The organism is Haliscomenobacter sp., assembly GCF_965225875.1.
Taxonomy (GTDB): domain Bacteria; phylum Bacteroidota; class Bacteroidia; order Chitinophagales; family Saprospiraceae; genus Haliscomenobacter.
The window spans coordinates 388058-405266 of record NZ_CBDDBS010000001.1; the positions used below are offsets into that span (position 1 = coordinate 388058).

The following is a 17209-nucleotide window of genomic DNA, read 5'->3' on the forward strand; positions in this document are numbered from 1 at the left end:
TCCGTAGCGCTGCTACGCACTCAAAAATAAGCCTCAATCAGGCCAAAAATCCCTCAGTTCTGCCTCAAGCACCTTCTGTTCATAAAGTCTATTAAAAAAGATAAAATTAGGGAAAGAAAAAAATTATCAAAGCTTTTATGCATTTCCGTACAAGGCTGCATCCTGTAGAAAAATTACAAAGCCATGTTCCAAAAAAACATTCTCCTTGCCCTTTCTGTCCTGCTCCTTGGATTTGTAAGCTTCCGGGGAACCGACAAAACCTATGAACTAAAAGGTAAAGTTACCGATGAAGCCGGTCAGGCATTGTCAGGTGTAACGGTATTACTCAAAGGCTCCACGACGGGCGCAATGACCGACCTGGATGGTTCTTTCAATTTGATCAGCCCAGATTCTTGCGCCACGCTGGAAATCAGTTACATTGGCTTTGAGGTAAAAGAAGCCAAAGTTTGTGCAGGTAAACCTATAAGTGTAAAACTGAAAGCCAGTAAAATGCTTGAAGAAGTAGTCGTAGTAGAAGATCGAAAAGCACAAGAATACGAAAGACCTGTTTTATCAAAAGCCAAAAAGGAGATGAGTAGTTTGTCTACTCCAGGCATTGCTGGTTATGCCAACAGAACTTATGCTCCCCAGCCCAACTTCAACACCGAAGACTACGACCGCATCCAGGAAAACCGCTTCCACCGCGCTACCCAGGAGCCCCAATCCACTTTTTCCATCGATGTTGACGCAGCCAGCTACAGCAACCTGCGCCGCTTCATCAACAATGGCCAAAAGCCACCAGAAGACGCAGTGCGTATCGAGGAAATGATCAATTATTTCGACTACGAATACCCAGAGCCTACGGGCAAACATCCTTTTTCAATCACTACCGAAGTGAGCGATTGCCCCTGGCAGCCTAAACACCGCCTGGTACACATCGGCCTGCAAGGCAAACATACCCCATCTGAAAATTTGCCAGCTGCCAACTTGGTTTTCCTGATCGACGTATCGGGTAGTATGAATGCCGCCAATAAACTTCCCCTGGTACAAACTTCCTTCAAACTCCTGGCGGATCAATTGCGCCCACAGGACCGTGTAGCCATTGTCGTTTATGCTGGAGCAGCCGGTTTGGTCCTAGAACCCACCACGGGCAACAACAAAACCAAAATCAAGGAAGCCATTGACAAACTCCAGGCTGGTGGCTCTACCGCCGGTGGCGAAGGCATCCGCCTGGCTTACCAAACCGCTAAAGAGCATTTCATCAAAGGTGGCAACAACCGGGTCATCTTGGCTTCCGACGGAGACTTCAACGTAGGCGTCAGCAGTGATGGCGAGCTGGTGCGCATTGTAGAGGAAGAGCGCAAAAGTGGTGTATACCTGACCGTTTTGGGTTACGGCATGGGCAATTACAAAGACAATAAAATGCAAAAACTGGCCGACAGTGGCAATGGCAATCACGCCTACATCGACAACCTGGATGAAGCCCGCCGTGTATTGGTGAGCGAATTCGGTGGCACCATGTACACCATTGCCAAAGACGTCAAGTTGCAACTGGAGTTCAACCCTGCCGTGGTACAAGGCTACCGCCTGATTGGCTACGAAAACCGGGTGCTGAACAACGCCGATTTTGACGACGACCAAAAAGACGCAGGTGAGTTGGGTGCAGGCCATACCGTTACGGCTCTTTACGAAATCATCCCTGTAGGCATCGAAAGCAAATTTCTGGCTGCCGACAAAGACCTCAAATACCAGCAGCGCGACCTGAAGCCAATTGCCAACCGCTCGAATGAACTCTTGACCGTCAAGTTCCGTTATAAAGCTCCCGAGGCCGACAACAGTCAATTGATGGAAGAAGTGGTGATGGATAAAAATGTCGCTTTGAGCAAGTCGAGTGACAATTTCCGCTGGTCTGCGGCAGTCGCTACTTTTGGGATGCTGCTGCGCAACTCCGAATTTAAGGGAGAGGCCAATTATGAGCAGTGCAAAAAGCTGGCCGCTGGTGCCCGGGGTAAAGATACTGAAGGTTATCGCGCCGAAATGATCCGTATGATCGAGAGCGTAGGGCTGATGGGCAAAACGGAAACTGCTGAGAAATAAAATGTAATATCTTTTCTTTTTAGCACGCTTAATATTGTGAACGGTCAACATGCATTCATGTTGGCCTTTTTTTATGCCCCAATCCCTCCACATGGGAACGTTCCCGATAACGATTGCGTAAAAAAACGAATAAAAGGGCCATCTATCCTATCTTGATATTCCCAACTTTGCACAAGTAAATTGTAGTTTTGATAAAATAAAATTTCTACTACTGGTGAGAAGATAGTTTTTTTATTGGAAATTCCATCTTCTCTACCATACCCCACGCGGGGTGGGCAGGTGAAATTTTGGCGAATTTATTTTTTTGACCTGCGAGGCGCAAAGCGCAGACGTAGCCAAAGCTACGGCGAGCATTTGCAACGCGGCAGGGCGAAAAAAGAAAGAGACAAAAATCACCTGATCATCCCGCGTGGGGTATAGTGCCTAAAATCAACACATGGATCCAATCATTATTGTCCTCCTCGGCATCGGACTGGTTTTGTTTTGCATCATTGCCCTGCGCCTCAATGCGGTTGTCGCCCTTCTTTTTGCTGCCATAGTAACCAGTTTATTAACCGCCAAGGAACACATTTACAATTACGCTACGAACAAGGGTTTGTCACCCGAAAAAGCCGAAGCCCTCGCCAGTCAAGCCCTGGGTGAACGTATTGCCGAAGCCTTTGGCAGTACCGCTGGCAAAATCAGCATTTTAATTGCGCTGGGATCCATTATTGGGGTAGCCTTGATGCGCAGTGGAGGTGCGGAACGCATCATCCGAAGTTTGTTGAATTTGGTTGGTAAAAAGAATGCCTCGCTGGCTTTTTTAACCGGAAGTTTCACCCTGGCCATTCCCGTGTTTTTTGACACCGTTTTTTACCTCATGATTCCGCTGGTCAAATCCATGAGTATCCGTAACCCGCGCAAATACAGTCTTTACCTGATGGTGGTGATTGCAGGGGGCGTAATGGCGCATTCCCTGGTACCGCCCACCCCCGGCCCTTTGTTTGTGGCCAAAGAAATGGGTATCGACATGGGCTTGATGATGGTGGTAGGGATCATTTTTGGGCTCTTTACCAGCTTCGCAGGTTTTTTGTATGCCCTTTGGGCCAATCGACGCTGGGATCTACCCATGCGTGATACGCCCGACATCAGCATTGAGGAGTTGAAAGAAATTGCCGATAAAAAACAGGAAGATTTACCCTCGCTCTGGTTGTCCTTGCTGCCGATTGTACTGCCCATTTTGTTGATTACCGGAAAGTCATTCCTGGAGATGTTTCTGGACTCCAAGCTGGATGGTTTATCTCCCTTTCAAGTTCAACTGGTTCAATTGTTGAACATAGTGGGTGACAGCAATATTGCCTTATTCATTGCCGCCCTGATTGCCATGTATTTGTTGTGGAGCAGGCTGAAAAATGTGGAACAATTCAACCAACAAATACAGGAATCGCTGATGAGCGCCGGGATGATCATTTTGATCACCTGTGCGGGCGGTGCATTTGGCCAAATGTTACAACAAACCAATATTGGCATGCGCCTGACTGATTTTACTGGGAACGCCCAATCTGCCATTTTGCCCCTGGCTTTTTTCCTCACGGCAGTGATCCGAACGGCACAAGGCTCGGCTACCGTAGCAATGGTGACCACCATTGGAATTGTCAACGGATTTGGCGGTGAACATGCTTACTCTTTCCACCCAGTTTATTTGGCCATCGTCATCGGTTGTGGTTCCAAAATTTTCCCTTGGATGAACGACAGCGGCTTTTGGATCATCTCCAAAATGAGTGGCATGACCAATAAGGAAAGCATCCAGCATTTTTCATATCTACTTACGGTGATGGGTTTTGCGGGTCTAATTTCTGTTATGATTCTTGCCCGCTTGTTTCCCATGGTTTAATCATTCCTGATGAACGAAACCATTTATACGGTCATTCAAACTACTCCCCTGGACAATGTAGGGATCGTACCCAATCTGGAAGGTTTGCCCAAAGGAGCCTTATTGTCCAATGGAGTGTTGTTGAAACAGGCTGTCCCAATGGGTCACAAAGTTGCCCTGAGCGACATTCCAGCTGGCGCAGCCATCATCCGATATGGTGAAACCATCGGCCTGGCAGGCACCAACATCCAAGCCGGGGAATGGGTAGACCATACCCGGATGTTGCTCCCACAAGCGCCCCGGCTGGAGGACATTTCGCTCGATATCAGCCCCAAAGCCAATCCAGAACCACTGGAGGGCTACACCTTTCAAGGGTATAAAAATCCTGATGGTAGCGTAGGCTCCAAAAACGTACTCGCCATTGCTACCAGTGTGCAATGTGTAGGTGGACTTGCTCAGTACATCGAGAAAAAAATCCGCCAAGAATTGTTGCCCAAGTACCCCAATGTAGACGAGGTGGTGGCGCTCAACCACAGTTACGGTTGTGGCATAGCGATTGATGCTCCGGCGGCGATGGTGCCCATTCGTACCTTGCAAAACATCCTGCACAACCCCAATTTTGGTGGGGAAGTGATGATGATTGGTTTGGGTTGCGAGAAATTGCGCCCGGAACGATTGATGGCAGAAACCAGCGATTCGGGGCAAGGGCACATCTTGTACTTGCAAGACGAAGCTTTTCATGGATTTGCAGACATGGTGGAAGGCATCATGGAAATGGCAGAAGTCCATTTGCAAAAACTGAACCGTCGCCAACGGGAAATTTGCCCTGCTTCGGACTTGGTGGTAGGTATGCAATGCGGGGGTAGTGATGCTTTTTCGGGTCTAACCGGGAATCCCGCGGCTGGTTTTGCCGCAGACCTGATTGTACGCGCTGGAGGAACGGTTCTGTTCTCAGAGGTGACCGAAGTACGCGACGCCTGCCATCTCCTGGCTGCTCGTGCCACTGATGCGGGTGTGGCTCAAGCCCTGTTGGAAGAAATGCGTTGGTACGACGACTACCTGGCCCTGGCTCAGGCCGATCGCAGTGCCAATCCCACCCCGGGAAATAAACTGGGCGGATTGAGCAATGTGGTAGAAAAGGCTCTGGGATCAATTGCCAAATCGGGTCGTAGCCCCATCGTCGATGTACTGAAACCTGGTGAAAAAATCCGCCGCAAGGGCCTTAATTTTGCTGCCACTCCAGCCAGTGATTTTGTGTGTGGCACCTTGCAACTGGCTGCTGGGATGAACTTGCACGTGTTCATCACCGGGCGGGGTACGCCCTACGGCCTGTCGATGGTGCCCGTCATCAAGGTAAGTTCCAACTCCAAGCTGGGCAATCGTTGGTTTGACCTGATTGATTTTGATGCAGGGCCGATTGCTTTTGGTGAAAAAAGTATAGAGGAGATGGGCTGGGAGTTATTCCACCTGATTTTGGAGGTGGCCAGTGGCCGGACCCAGGTGGCTTGTGATAAATTGGGAATTCACAATGAGTTGGTCTTGTTCAATCCAGGGCCATTGACGTAAAATAATTTTTCGAACTGAACAACCTTAAACATAAACCTTCCTAAGGTGATAACTTAGGTGCCTAAGGTTTCTTAGGTGGTGAAGAAAAAAATACTCTTCCTTTTACTCAACAAGTTCAAAAACACATGGCACTCTCACTGGATAAAATTAAATCGGCGTTAGAAGACGGCCTCCTCTCCTTCCCCATCACCGACATGGATGAACAAGGAGCCTTCAAGGCCGACACCTACGCAGAAAGACTGAGTTGGTTCGTCTCGCACGGCGTTTCCAGCGTATTTGTAGCAGGTGGCACGGGGGAGTTTTTTTCCTTGTCTTCTGCTGAATATCAGGAATTGGTTGAAGTAGCAGCAAGCACAGTACAAGGTACCACCCCGGTTATCGCTGGCGCCGGCCGCAGCATTCCCGACGCAGTAGCCTGTGCAAAAATGGCCGAAAAAGCAGGGATCGACGCCCTCTTGCTCTTTCCCCCCTACCTCACCGAATGCCCAGCCGAAGGCGTGGTCAACTACGCCAAAGCCATCCTGCAACAAACCAGCCTGCCCGTTATCTATTACAACCGTGGCAATGGCGTCCTGCAAGCCGAGCACGTCGCCCGATTGGCCGAAGCTTGCCCCAACCTCATCGGCCTCAAGGATGGCACCAGCAACATGCAAGACCTGAACATGATCATTCGTACGGTTGGTGATCGCCTGTCGTATATCGGTGGCGCACCCACGGCGGAGATCATTTCGGAGGCGTATTTATCGGTTGGGGTGAATACTTATTCTTCGGCAGTGTTCAATTTTGTACCCGAACTGGCCAATCATTTTTACAAAAGTCTGCGGGCGGGCAACAAGGCAATGGTGGAAAAAATCCTGCAAACCTTCTTCATCCCTTTTGTACAACTGCGCAACAAAAAGAATGGCTATGCGGTGAGTTTGATCAAGGCGGGTGCTCAAATTGTAGGGCGGAGCGCTGGTCAGGTAAGGGCCCCACTCGTGATGCCAACTACTCAGGAAATGGCTGAATTGGAAAAATTGATCAAAAATGGCCTGGCATTGTTGAGCTAAAATAGCACTTGTGGTATCTTGTGGCCATGCAAGCACAAGTCTCATTTGGCTATTTTCAGTCCTCGGATTTGCCCCTTTTGCTGGATTATTTGCAGCGACTGAGTCCGGCTACCCGCAAAAGGTTTGGCCCGCATCCTTTTGACGAGGCGGCTATTCTGCGTTTTTACTCCAATCCATTTGAAGTTTGGGGCTTTTTGGCCAAATCAGCCGAAACTGGAGCGATTGTGGCCTACGCTCCGGTCAAACGTGGGTACCTGGAACATGATCGCCCGCGTCTGGAAGCTTATGGATTGAGTCTCAGCCAACATACGGATTGCACCTTTGCTCCCTCCGTAGCCGACGACTGGCAAGGCCAGGGCCTCGGCGGCCAGCTTTTCAATTTTATCCAGACTGAACTACAAGTGCGTGGAATTCGGCGGGTGATTTTGTGGGGCGGCGTACAGGCCAGTAATGCAGCTGCGTTGCGCTTTTATGAAAAAATGGGGTTTCGGGTTTTAGGGGGATTTGAATATGAGGGTGGGAATTGGGATATGGTTAAGGAGTGGGAAAAGTAGTGGGCAAATAAACCAAAAATTGCATGTCTTCTTTTTTTGCCTTAATTTTAAAAGTTCAATATTCTACATTTATGCAAAGAATAACTTTTGAAATAGAAAAAGCTGATGATTTGCAATTGTTGCTGCTTTTGGCACAGAGGATTGGGCTAAAAGTTATTTCGCCGTTTGTTAGAGTGATGGATGAGCAAGAGCGGCAAAGGCACTTAGCGATTATTGCCAAAGGAGGTGATTCCTCTCCAAATGAAAGCATGTACGAAGCCATAATTGTCGAAAACGCCAAGATGTACAACCAACAGCGCGATGGTCTTGAGGCCAAAGTCATTGTTGACAGCAATGGAGGGCATTATCAACTGTTGAATTTAGGATGGAGAAAAGATGATTATCAGTTTTACGTCATCTTCCACTTGGAGCTCAAAGATGGTAAAGTTTGGCTTCAGGAAAATCGCACTGCCGTGCTGATTGCTAAAGAATTGGTTGAAAGAGGAATACCTAAGGAGGATATTGTATTGGGTTTACAGGAGCCTGAGTTGAGGGCGGGAAGTGGATACGCTGTGGCGTGAAACCTAAGAATCAGCCCTGATTTGAAATAAATAAAAAATAATGGAAAAAAATAAAAATCTAGAAAACATCCGAGATTTAATTGCGACTGGAAAAATTGATAAAGCATTTGATGAACTTAAAAATTTATCAAAAATAATTGGTGACAAAAAGCTGCGAAATGCCATTCTCCTTAATTGCTTCTCTTATCAAAGAAACTATAATGCAGAAATGTTGAATTTGCAAAATGATAGCGTAGGGATAAACCGAGCGGTACTAAAAACACTCGAATTTATAGATGAAATAGAAGAGCAGTTAAATGAATCCTTACCTCAGCAGAAGATATCTTCTAAAGGGAGTATTGAAATTATTGAACCTTTTGATTTTCCACCTGATACTGAAAAAAAGATCGCAATTTTAATTGAAAAATATTTTGGCGATATTCTAATAGAAAGGGGTGATTTATCAAAAATTTTGACCCAATATGCAGTTACAATTACACAATTTGAAGAAGCCCTATTGGCCGTAAAAGAAAATTTTGATTTTTTTAGAAGCAAGTTTTCTAACTCAAGTGGAATGACCCTTAGCAATTTAGTCCATTATGCGATTGATGCAATTTTTGTCCCCAAAATAACATGGAAGGGTAGTAATAATAGGCTGCAAATAACCAATGAATTTAAAGATTTGATTGACAAGAGGCGAAAAATATCATAATCACTTCAAAACACCGCCCCAACCTGCACCCTCCCCACATTCACGACCCGACTCTCCCCCGTTTTCCGACCCTCATAACTAAACCGCAACTGCAAATTCTTCGCGATTTGCCGATCCAGGCTCACATTCCACAACCAATTCGTGCCTGGCTGCAAACCATTCAAAATCGCAAAACCCGTCGGGGAATTAGCCATGCCTTGAAAATCGATGTTCACCCAGGAAACCTTGCCTCGCAGCGCCGATTTGCTCGCTTTGGAGTAAGTAAAATCCGCACTCAGGTCGTGCTGCTGGGCCCCAATGGGCGTTTGCTCCAGGGTATTTTGGTCCCTTTGGTAACGGTATTGGAAAATGCTCCGGAAATCGGCGGCGGGTTGCCAGGTCAGTTGGGGTTCGTATTTTTGGAATTGCAGGCGGTAATCCTTGTTGTTGAAAGACTCCGAGTCGGCGCTGCGCAGGCCGCGGGCCACGTTAAGCTTAAGGCTGAGCACCTTGTTGAGGTTCCAGCGGCCCTGGATGAAATGCTCCTGCAGGGCGCGGCTTTCAAAACCAGTAGTCTGCACCAGTTTGCTGCGTGTATCGGTATTACCGATCTGGATTTCCCATTTAGGGCTGGCGCGGTTGATGAACAGGATGTGGCGGCCATTGGCACTTGCGGCCACGAGGTTGGTGTCACTCAGGTTGAGCGCCAGGGGGTTCCAGTTGAAACCCTGCTCCCGATCTTGCACCTTGCGGCTGATGCGCCAGGAAGATTGTAAGGCCAGGGTTTTGAGGTAACTTTTTATGCCCGTTTTGGCATTGAACCAACGCGCCCGAGGGTCGATGTTGATGCTTTGGTTCCAGTTCACGTAGTTGTTGCGGATGTACTGATCCGTGATGGTGGCTACCCGGATGTAGTTGGCCTGATCGGGGAAGGGTGAAATTTCCATTTCGTTGGGCTGGATCACCCCGTCGCTATTGTACAAGGAGTCTTGCCAAATGTACAAACCTTCGCCGGGCGCTACCCGAATGTAGGTGAATTCGAGGCGGGGTTCCTGACCTGAGCCCAATTCGTAGGTTGTATTCGCCCGCGCCAGGCCTTTCCACAAAGCTGCGTTCACATCAATCCTGCCCAGCAGGGTATTGCCCGTATTGGCATTCGACTGGCTTTGAAAAGTTTCCAGTTGCCGATAGGTCAGGTTTCCATTGAGGCCAAAGGCTTGTTTCAGTTGCAGTTTGCTGTTCCAGCGCCATTCACTGGCTTTGCTGAGCGGCTGATAAATGCCCTCGATGGGGCGGGTATCCTGCCGGTTCACGTATTCCAGACCACCTTCCCACTTGCGGCTTTCGGGACTTTTGAGGTAAAAACGCTGGCTAAAAAAGCGGAAGCTACTACCCGTCAAAGAATCCTGGGCTGGGGCAAAACGATCGTTTTGTTCCCCCTCGGCGGCCCAGCCGAAAGACCAGTTTTTTAGTTTTTTGAAGGTTTTGTCCACACTCAACTGTGGGCGAAAAAAGCGGCGTTCTTCCCCATTGGCATCGGCTTGCAGGCTACTGGCGAATCCTTTGAGTTGCCAACCTTTCCAGCTGCTTTCACCGCTTAGTTCGTGCCGGGTGCCCTGGTATTGTTTTTCCCGCAAAAAAGTGCTGAAGCCATAATTTAACGCCCCTACTCCGGTTTTACTCAAGTTCCATTCCGCCCGGGCAACTTGCTCATTGGCCGCAGTCACGGTGCCCTGCCCCTGGAAGTCGGCCAAACTCCAATCGCGCAAAAATTCGGGGTTGCGGTAAGGGTTCAAACTGCGGAAATTGCGTTGCACCGCCTCGTAACTCAGGCGCAGGTTCATCTCTGGTGCTGCCGTTTTTTTCCCCAACAATAGCCGTTGTTTAAACTGCGTAAAAGCCGCCCAGCCCGCGTCGTCCTGCTGATCGAGGGTAGAAAAGCGGTTGCGGTCGTATTGTGAGAGCGCCACTTCGGTTTGTAAACTGGTGTTTTGATTGGGTGTCCAGTTTTGGCCTACCGTCACCATCCGTTGTTTTTGGGGCGTACTCAGCGCGATCACCGGGGCATACTCGCCCATAGGCGCACAGGTGATGGGATCGGGTGGCACCCAGATGTAAACCCGTTCATTGGCCGTTTGGGCGGGTGCCAGTTGATAGTTTCCCTGATTCGGCCCCAGGTAGGAGAAGCTGGCGGTAAACTTGGCTTTTTGCGGATTGTTGCTAAAAACGAGGACAGAGTCGCGTTGCCCGCAAGCCAAAAGGGTATCCCGCAACTCGTAAAAGACCCGACTGGCTACAAATTCGGTCTGCTCGCGCAAACCTGAAGCTACGGCCTTGGCTGGATCATCCCCAGCCAGTTGCAGAGCCATCCGCTCTGACTCGCCAATGGAAAGCCCGCCAGTGGAACTACGGCTGTCTTGCTCTTGGTACAAATTGACATAAGCCCGCAAAGTTGGAGCCTGGTATTGCACCCCTGCTGCCACCAGGGTGCGCAGGTAGTTCTGATCGGCGTATTCAAACTCGGCAATGATGCGGCTCTCTCGGCTGATCAGGTGGCGGGAGGTGAAGGTGATTTCGCCCCGGTTGTAGTCCACGATGTAGTCCTGGTCTTGCCCACGTTGCATGCGTTGACCGTTGAGCCAGATTTTTTCGGTGCCGGATAGCACGATAATGAAACGTTCATTGTTGGGGCCGCGCAGTTTGTAAGGGCCTTGGTTGCCTTCGCTGGAAGTGATGATGTTGCGGGCAAATTTACCACGGGATACGGCGATGCTGGCGCTGTTTTGCAGGCTGCTTTTTTCACCCAGTTTTTGTTTTTGCCCAAAAGTTGCCCCTTGCAGTTTTTTGTAATAGTTCATAAAATAACTGTCCGGGCGATTGATTTCGTAATCGCCGGCGGTGAGCTGGGTATCTTTTTTGCGCAGCTGCACAAATACGCGGTCGAGCTCCTGGAGCTGAACGGTATTGCCCTCGGGTTGGATAGGGATACTTTCGTCGGAAATGGCGGCGAGGATTTGCACGCCGTCACCCAGATCGCCCGCCAGTTGTAGGTTAAAGTTGGAGTTGAGCACCAAATCCTGGCGGTTGCCGAGGGAGACGCCACGGGAAAAGTTGCCGCTGTAGTTCAATTGGCGAAAATCAACCAAGGGGCCTTCGTTGCGGATGGCGATGCGGGTGCCACCGAGGATGCTGGGTTGCCGCAGCTTGCTGGTGTCCAACAAACGGAAACTTTGGGAAAGTGAGGCGGGCAAAACGCGGTAAGTCATTTCAAAGGGCGGATTCAACAGTACCGTATCCACTCGCCAGATCAACAAATTAAATTGTACCCGATACCAGGATGTGTCCAGTAAGCGCTGGGTGTTTTTTTCGCGAATTTGAACGTTGTGGGGTAAAATGAGCAGGGTGTCGAGTGGGCGATCGTTTTTGCATTGCAAAAGCTGAATCCTGCGCCAATTGCTTTGGGGCGATTGCTGTGCATGAGCGGGCAATGCACTCAGCACAACAAATACCATCAGGCTCAGAATAATGCTCCCCTCCCTCATGAAACATAAGCAATTTCGCAGTCTCTAACGCAATATAGACAGGATTTGGTTTGAAGATGCTGCTTTCTTGAGTAAAGCATAGGGTAGACTTAACAAGTATTGTCTGTTGTTTTTCAAGAAAAGGCACTTGTTTCTGAAAAATTCAGGCTAATTATTGGCTACCTTATCGTTCTTACTCCTTACTTTTTCCGCTGAAAAATTTAAGATTTGCACTATCTTCCCGGGACTAAATGATTCGCGTGAAAAAACTAGGGGCAATATTTCTATCAGCAGTTTTCATCTTCAATAGCGTTGGTCCGTTTTTGAAGTTCGCGATTCTGCACCATAGAATTGCCCGGGAAATGCAAAACTATGTCTTATACCATTCCGGCAAAGAAACTTACACCGTAACGGTTACTCCGGAAAATTCCAGGCTCATCAATTGGCAGCATCAACGGGAATTCAGTTACCATGGGGTCATGTTTGATGTCATGGAAAAAGTCATCGTTGACTCTACTACTACAGTCTACCATTGTATTGCCGATCATAAAGAAACGGCGCTGTTTGCCGATCTGGATCATTTTATCAAAAAACACCATCATCCCAAAGGGCATTTTAAACTCTCCAAAGTTCAATTAATTCACTTATTCCCGCCGGAAATTCACCCTGGCGAAAATTTATGGGTAAATCATTGGAACATCAAAATTCAGCAATGCTGGTATGATCCACATTTTTATGGGTCACCCCATCTGAACAAAATCTCACCACCGCCCGAGTATTTTCTTGCCCAGCGCTTGCCTTCAACCAATGCTGAGGGTATCCGCGCTTAATTTTCCATTTCATTTTTATGGCCTAAGCTGTACAGTTCATTCATTTGAATTGTGCTGGGTCTGTTTATTTATGCCTGGTGGTGATTTTGCCTTATACAAGTGGTGTAGGGTGAAGCACGCTATGGTTTATTTTCCTAAAGTCAATTGATCATGAAAAATATTGTATTACTCTGTATCCTATTGTGGTGCAGTGCTGCTGTATTTGGCCAATCCCGAGAAATCAGCGGGAGAATTTTTGATGCAATTTCCAAACTGCCACTGGAGGGAGCCAATGTAACAGTCAAAGGCGATGGTGGCACGGTAAGTGACCAGGTGGGGAGTTTCACAGTTACTTGCAATGGCAATGCCCTAGAACTGACTATTTCCTTTGTTGGTTACGAAGCACTGTTCCAAAAAGCAGACTGTGGTTCAGTTTTAGAGCTCTATCTCATTCCTGTTCCCAAAAACCTGAATACCGTTGAAATTACCGCCACCTCAAGTTTGAATAAATCGGTGTTGTATCAGCCGCTTTCCATCGCCAAATTGGGCGAAACGGAGATCAAACGCAGTACAGGGCTGTTCCTCGATGATGCCGTCAATGTCAATATTCCCGGCGTGTTTATGGAGCGTAGGACTTTTTCGGCGGGGCAACAATTCAACATCCGCGGCTACGGCAATGGCGCCCGAGGAACCAATGGCATCAACAGCAACTTCGACGGTCAGGGCTCCAAGGTTTACCTCAATGGCATTCCGATCACCGATGCGGAAGGGATCACCCTGATGGATGACCTGGATTTTGGTTCCATTGGCAATGTGGAAGTGCTCAAAGGGCCTGCGGGCTCCTTGTACGGTTTGGCTATTGCGGGGGTGGTTAACCTGAATACGATCAAACCAACTCCTGGGCAAAGCTCCATCAGTCAGGAGGCGACCCTGGGCAGTTATGGTTTGCGGCGTTACACTACCCGCCTGCAAATTGGCAAGGAGCGCGCTTCGTACCTGGCCACTTATGGGCGTCAAACTTTTGATGGATTCATGAAGCATACCGCTTCGCACAAGGACTTTGTGAACCTGCTGGGTGAATTCCATCCAAATGAGAAACAAAGCATCACCACTTATTTTGGGTTCAGCAACAGTTATGACCAACGCAACGGTGAATTGACCAAGCAGCAATACGAGAGTTTCGATTATTCCGGCAACCCCAATTACATCAAAAACGATGCCCACTCCAATGTCATCTCTTTTAGAACTGGAGTAAGCCACACTTATCAATTCAACCAGCAGGTAGCCAACACCACTACCCTGTTTGGCACGGGTTTGATTAGTAACGTGAGCTCAGCTGGTGGTTGGACCGACAAATCTTCGGTCAATTATGGCATCCGCTCTAGCTTTGATACCAAATTTTACCTAGGTGAAAGGATTTCCCTTTCCGGAGTAACTGGAATAGAAGGACAGGTTCAAAATGCCCAAACCCTGGGTTATCCCATGGTAGTGGATAGTTTCAACCTGACTGGATACAACATCATTGGCACTTTGCGCAGCAATCAATACGCCATTTCCAGAACCCTTTCGGCTTTTTCGGAATGGACGCTCTCACTGCCGGCTGAGTTTTCTTTGACCGCGGGCTTGGGTTACAGCGTGATGGGTATCGAGTTGAATGACCGCTTTTTTGTAGCCAGCAACAACAACCCACGCAACCCGAACGGAACGCACAAACCATCTTTGTACAAAGCGGAATACGGGAATCTGTTCTCGCCCCGGCTAGCGCTGAACAAGGTATTGTCCAAACAAGTATCGCTGTATGTGGCTTACAGCAAGGGCTACAAAGCACCGGTTAGTTCCTATTTTTTCATCCCGGTTACGGGACAGGTGGTACGTGGGCTTAAACCTGAAATCGGTACTCAATTTGAGATTGGCAGCAAAGGCTCCCTTTGGAATGATCGATTGAGTTACCAGATTGCCGCATTTTCAGCCGTTTTCTCCGACAAAATGACCACAGTGGCGGTGCCCAATGCCCAAAATACGGCCACTTCTTATGTGTATGTTGCCAATGGTGGCAAACAGAACAACCGGGGTATCGAGATTGCCTTGCGTGGCGTGGCGATTTCCAGCAAAACCGGGTTTGTACAATCCTTAAGCCCTTTTCTGAACCTCACTCTCTCGGATTTCCAATATGGTGATTTTAAATACCAACAGTTAAGTGGAGACCGGAAGTCGGTGACCGAAGTGGATTTCAGCAACAAAATTGTAGCCGGAGTTCCGCCGGTGACCTTTAACCTGGGCTTTGATTTCCAGACCAAACCAGGTTTGTACGCCAATATGACCCTGTCTTACCGCGACCCGATGTACTATACTTCGGACAACTTGAACAAGACCAAGCCTTACCGTTTGATCAATGCCAAGTTGGGTTATCAGCATGACTTGGGGCAAAAAATTGGCCTGGATCTGTATTTTGGCATGAACAACATCACTGGAGAACAGTACTACCAGATGGTGTTTTTGAACCAATTGCCAGATGCATACCTGCCTGGCCCCAGAGAGGCCAACTTCTTTGGCGGTATTCGGGTGAATTACAAGTTGTAGTTTTTGATTGAGAAAGGAATCATCCTGAGTTTTGAAAGCCCAACCGCGGCAGCGGTTGAATCTTGAATAGCCGCGGTCGTCCGTGGATTTAGGTGTTTTGAGCGATTTAGCAACCGCGGCAGCGGTTGAATTTCGCCTCAGTTTGTTCAACCGCTACCGCGGTTGTGGTGCATTCCGCTGTTCATTTTACCGCGGACGACCGCGGCTATTCAAGATTGAATCACTCCGTGATTCTAAGTGCTTAACTGAAACCAAAACTCAGGATGATTCCTATTTTCAAGCCTACAAAATGGCCCAATGTGAACTAGATCACTGTTCCACTCTTTTTCACCCTCTACTTTTGTACCCGTCTTGTTCGTTCAACCTAAAGAAAGTTAGCATTGTTACAGGAATACATGAACAGACTTTCATATTTTTGCATCATTCTCTAAAGTCACTACACTATGAAAGTAGAGCAAATCTATACAGGTTGCCTGGCCGAGGCAGCATATTATATCGAAAGTGAGGGCGAAGCGGTCATCATTGATCCATTGCGGGAAACCAAACCTTACCTGGAAAAATTAGCTGAAAACGGTAGCAAGCTCAAATACATCTTCGAAACACATTTCCATGCGGACTTCGTTTCGGGGCACATTGACCTTGCCGAAAAAACCGGCGCAACCATTGTATACGGCCCTACTGCCCATACAACTTTTGACATTCACCAGGCCAAAGACGGTGAAGTGTTACGATTGGGTAAGGTAAGTTTTAAGGTATTGCATACCCCTGGCCACACGCCTGAAAGCACCACCTATTTATTAAAGGATGAGGACGGTAAAGACTTTGCCATTTTTACAGGAGATACCTTATTCATTGGGGATGTAGGTCGCCCCGACCTTGCTCAAAAATCCGGTGAAGTTACCCAGGAAGATCTGGCTGGTTGGTTGTACGATAGTTTGCGGGAAAAAATCATGACCCTTTCTGATGAGGTCATCGTTTATCCTGGGCACGGTGCAGGTTCGGCTTGTGGCAAAAACATGAGTAAAGAGACCTGGGATACCCTGGGCCGCCAAAAGCAAAACAACTACGCCTTGCGGGCAGACATGAGTAAGGAGGAATTCATCCGCGAGGTTACTGCAGGTTTGACGCCGCCGCCCCAATATTTTGCCAAAAATGCCAAAATGAACAAGTCGGGCTACGACAGCATCGATGAGGTGCTGGAACGTGGCGCAACCCCGCTCAGCCCGGATGAACTGGAAATGGTGGTGGAAGCCGAAGGAGCGCTGGTATTGGATGTGCGCAATGAACAGGTATTCAAGGACGGTTTTATTCCCAATTCCATTTTCATCGGCATCGATGGCAGCTTTGCTCCATGGGTAGGCGCACTGATCCCCGATTTGAAGCAGGCGATTGTGCTGGTCACCCCCGAAGGCCGCGAAGAAGAGGTAGTTACCCGTCTGGCTCGGGTTGGTTACGACAATACCCTCGGCTACCTCAAAGGCGGCATCGAAGCCTGGAAAGCTGCGGGTAAAGAACTGGATACGATTGAATCCATTGATGCAGCTGAATTGGCCAAAAGGATGGAAGCGGATCAGGTTGAACATCTGTTGGATGTACGCAAACCCACCGAGTTCATTTCCCAACACGCTTTGGTTGCCGAAAACATTCCGCTGGATTACATCAACAACAACATGCACCGGTTGAATCCGCAGGATACTTATTACCTGCATTGTGGCGGAGGTTACCGCTCCATGGTTTTTGCCTCCATCCTGCGTGCGCGTGGTTTTGAACACCTCGTCGACATCAAAGGCGGCTGGAAAGCCATCGAAGCCGAAGCGAACATCGCCAAAACCGATTTCGCCTGCCCAACCAGTATTCCGCAGGATGTGATTGATGAGGCGATTGCGAATGCGATATAATTTGAATGATGAGTGATAAATGATGAGTGATGAATTGTCAATGCAATGCTTCAAACAATTCATCACTCATCATT

At 48.4% G+C, this 17209-nt stretch carries 11 protein-coding genes; 10 read left to right on the forward strand and 1 reads right to left on the reverse strand.

Translation table 11 applies throughout. The features are described 5' to 3' along the window. Window positions 1-183: 183 nt before the first annotated feature. From ACO08K_RS01505 to ACO08K_RS01535, 7 genes are all read left to right on the forward strand, one after another. The gene (locus ACO08K_RS01505) at window positions 184-2076 is read left to right on the forward strand and encodes a YfbK domain-containing protein (RefSeq protein ID WP_421794616.1); all 1893 of its coding nucleotides are present in this window, start codon (window positions 184-186) and stop codon (window positions 2074-2076) included. Between the two features lie 436 nt (window positions 2077-2512). Next, window positions 2513-3949 (forward strand): GntP family permease, encoded by a 1437-nt coding sequence (locus tag ACO08K_RS01510; protein WP_421794617.1) that lies wholly within the window; start codon window positions 2513-2515, stop codon window positions 3947-3949. A gap of 9 nt (window positions 3950-3958) precedes the next feature. Next, a complete protein-coding gene (gene garD, locus ACO08K_RS01515) occupies window positions 3959-5494 on the forward strand; it encodes a galactarate dehydratase (RefSeq protein WP_421794618.1) in 1536 nt (511 codons plus the stop codon). Window positions 5495-5619: 125 nt separating this feature from the next. Next, window positions 5620-6543, forward strand: coding sequence for a 5-dehydro-4-deoxyglucarate dehydratase (gene kdgD, locus ACO08K_RS01520; RefSeq protein WP_421794619.1), 924 nt, complete (start codon window positions 5620-5622; stop codon window positions 6541-6543). Window positions 6544-6569: 26 nt separating this feature from the next. After that, window positions 6570-7097, forward strand: a complete 528-nt coding sequence (locus tag ACO08K_RS01525) for a GNAT family N-acetyltransferase (protein ID WP_421794620.1) — start codon at window positions 6570-6572, stop codon at window positions 7095-7097. 23 nt (window positions 7098-7120) lie between these two features. Continuing rightward, window positions 7121-7657: a XisI protein gene (locus ACO08K_RS01530; RefSeq protein ID WP_421794621.1), complete on the forward strand. Its 537-nt coding sequence runs from the start codon at window positions 7121-7123 to the stop codon at window positions 7655-7657. Window positions 7658-7697: 40 nt separating this feature from the next. Beyond that, a complete protein-coding gene (locus ACO08K_RS01535) occupies window positions 7698-8348 on the forward strand; it encodes a hypothetical protein (protein ID WP_421794622.1) in 651 nt (216 codons plus the stop codon). A 5-nt stretch (window positions 8349-8353) separates the two neighbouring features. On the opposite strand, the gene ACO08K_RS01540 is transcribed toward ACO08K_RS01535, so the two are convergent. Continuing rightward, a complete protein-coding gene (locus ACO08K_RS01540; protein ID WP_421794623.1) occupies window positions 8354-11869 on the reverse strand; it encodes a hypothetical protein in 3516 nt (1171 codons plus the stop codon). A 341-nt stretch (window positions 11870-12210) separates the two neighbouring features. On the opposite strand from ACO08K_RS01540, the gene ACO08K_RS01545 reads away from it, so the two are divergent. The 3 genes from ACO08K_RS01545 (at window position 12211) to ACO08K_RS01555 (ending at window position 17135) form a co-directional block, all read left to right on the forward strand. Then, the gene (locus ACO08K_RS01545; protein ID WP_421794624.1) at window positions 12211-12678 is read left to right on the forward strand and encodes a hypothetical protein; all 468 of its coding nucleotides are present in this window, start codon (window positions 12211-12213) and stop codon (window positions 12676-12678) included. Between the two features lie 150 nt (window positions 12679-12828). Beyond that, window positions 12829-15237 (forward strand): TonB-dependent receptor, encoded by a 2409-nt coding sequence (locus tag ACO08K_RS01550; RefSeq protein WP_421794625.1) that lies wholly within the window; start codon window positions 12829-12831, stop codon window positions 15235-15237. A 443-nt stretch (window positions 15238-15680) separates the two neighbouring features. Continuing rightward, the gene (locus ACO08K_RS01555; protein WP_421794626.1) at window positions 15681-17135 is read left to right on the forward strand and encodes an MBL fold metallo-hydrolase; all 1455 of its coding nucleotides are present in this window, start codon (window positions 15681-15683) and stop codon (window positions 17133-17135) included. Window positions 17136-17209: the final 74 nt, after the last annotated feature.

Coding starts and splice junctions, on each gene's coding strand:
- ACO08K_RS01545 (WP_421794624.1), top strand. CDS start 12,211: ATGCAAAACTATGTCTTATACCATTCCGGCAAAGAAACTTACACCGTA.
- ACO08K_RS01555 (WP_421794626.1), top strand. CDS start 15,681: ATGAAAGTAGAGCAAATCTATACAGGTTGCCTGGCCGAGGCAGCATAT.
- ACO08K_RS01550 (WP_421794625.1), top strand. CDS start 12,829: ATGAAAAATATTGTATTACTCTGTATCCTATTGTGGTGCAGTGCTGCT.
- ACO08K_RS01505 (WP_421794616.1), top strand. CDS start 184: ATGTTCCAAAAAAACATTCTCCTTGCCCTTTCTGTCCTGCTCCTTGGA.
- kdgD (WP_421794619.1), top strand. CDS start 5,620: ATGGCACTCTCACTGGATAAAATTAAATCGGCGTTAGAAGACGGCCTC.
- garD (WP_421794618.1), top strand. CDS start 3,959: ATGAACGAAACCATTTATACGGTCATTCAAACTACTCCCCTGGACAAT.
- ACO08K_RS01525 (WP_421794620.1), top strand. CDS start 6,570: ATGCAAGCACAAGTCTCATTTGGCTATTTTCAGTCCTCGGATTTGCCC.
- ACO08K_RS01535 (WP_421794622.1), top strand. CDS start 7,698: ATGGAAAAAAATAAAAATCTAGAAAACATCCGAGATTTAATTGCGACT.
- ACO08K_RS01540 (WP_421794623.1), bottom strand. CDS start 11,869: ATGAGGGAGGGGAGCATTATTCTGAGCCTGATGGTATTTGTTGTGCTG.
- ACO08K_RS01530 (WP_421794621.1), top strand. CDS start 7,121: ATGTCTTCTTTTTTTGCCTTAATTTTAAAAGTTCAATATTCTACATTT.
- ACO08K_RS01510 (WP_421794617.1), top strand. CDS start 2,513: ATGGATCCAATCATTATTGTCCTCCTCGGCATCGGACTGGTTTTGTTT.